Here is a 1,261-nt window from a genome sequence, read left to right as displayed (position 1 = left end):
AGAAAGCCGCCGAACTGCGCGAAGAGGATTACCAGCTGGCCTATGCCATCGACATCCTGAAGGGGATGGTGGCATTGGGACCGAAGTAAGACCCGGCCTGCAAGCAGCACAAAAGGGGCCGTCCGGGAGGGCGGCCTTTTTCATGTCTGCAGTGCCACCTGGAAATAGCGGCGGATTCTGAATTCTTCGTCTTACCGGGGGCCGTTAATTAGGGGTGGCGGCGCCGCCGTTTAGAGAATGGACAGACCCCGCGGGGCCTGCTCGGTCAGGAATTCCTGAACGACCCCCTTTTTATCGGGGCCGGTCTCCGGGGGATACGCAGGCAGCCTCACAGATGCCTGCGCCTTGTATCATGGCCCATGCGCGGGGCCATGGCGGGTGATCTCGATCAGCAGGCAGTCTGGCATGGGAGCGTGAGGATCGCGTGAAGGCAACGTACGGCGGCCGCGCAACACCCCGCCCGGAATCAAAGCGCGCAGCGCCGCCGGGCAGAGCCCGTCCGCCCCAACGGGCGGGCTCTTCGGGGAGGTCGGGCTTCATACGCTGCGTTGGAGGGTTTGGCGGGATAAACTGCCTTTCTCAAAAGTTCCGCCGCCCGCCCGCGGACGGGCTCTGCCCGGCTTTTCCCTGTCCTGTCGCCAAAGTGAATATCAACGCCCGATCTTCGGCGCATTGGCGGGTAATGCTGGTCTATGCTTGCCCCATGATGTTTGACCTGCCTGATTCCCAGACGCTGTACCAAGCGCTGATCACCCGTGATGACGCCTATGAGGGGCGCGCCTATGTCGGCGTGACCTCGACCGGTATTTTCTGCCGGCTAACCTGCCCGGCGCGCAATCCGAAGTTCGAGAATTGCCAGTTCTTTGCCAGCCCCGGCCAATGTATCGAAGCGGGGTTCCGCGCCTGCAAACGCTGCAAACCGCTAGCGGCGGCTGCAGGGGATGATCCAGTTGTTCAGGATCTGCTGACCAAGCTGGAGGAACGCCCGGCGTACCGCTGGGGCGAGGGGGACCTTGCGCGGATGGGGCTGGATGCGTCCACCGTGCGGCGGGCCTTCAAGCGGCATTTCGGCATGACCTTTCTGGAAATGGCCCGCCAGCGCCGCCTGCGCGAGGGGTTCACCGCGCTAAAGGCCGGCGAGCCGGTGATTGCGGCGCAGATTGATGCCGGGTTTGAAAGCGCTTGGTACAGCGTCGGGGAATCAGGCAGGTCAAACATCATGGGGCGAACATAGCCCAGCCCATGCAATCAATGCGCCGGA

The 1,261-nt window shown here is 63.0% G+C and carries 1 pseudogene; it reads left to right on the top strand.

Annotation, left to right across the window (positions count from 1 at the left end):
• Positions 1 to 703 precede the first annotated feature (703 nt).
• Positions 704 to 1,180: pseudogene (locus tag A2I95_RS39390) on the top strand (bifunctional transcriptional activator/DNA repair enzyme AdaA); the annotation flags it as partial.
• Positions 1,181 to 1,261 lie beyond the last annotated feature (81 nt).

The organism is Leisingera sp. F5 (assembly GCF_001593695.1).
The sequence above is the reverse complement of the archived record's forward strand: the minus strand, read 5'-3'. Positions and strand labels throughout refer to the sequence as shown.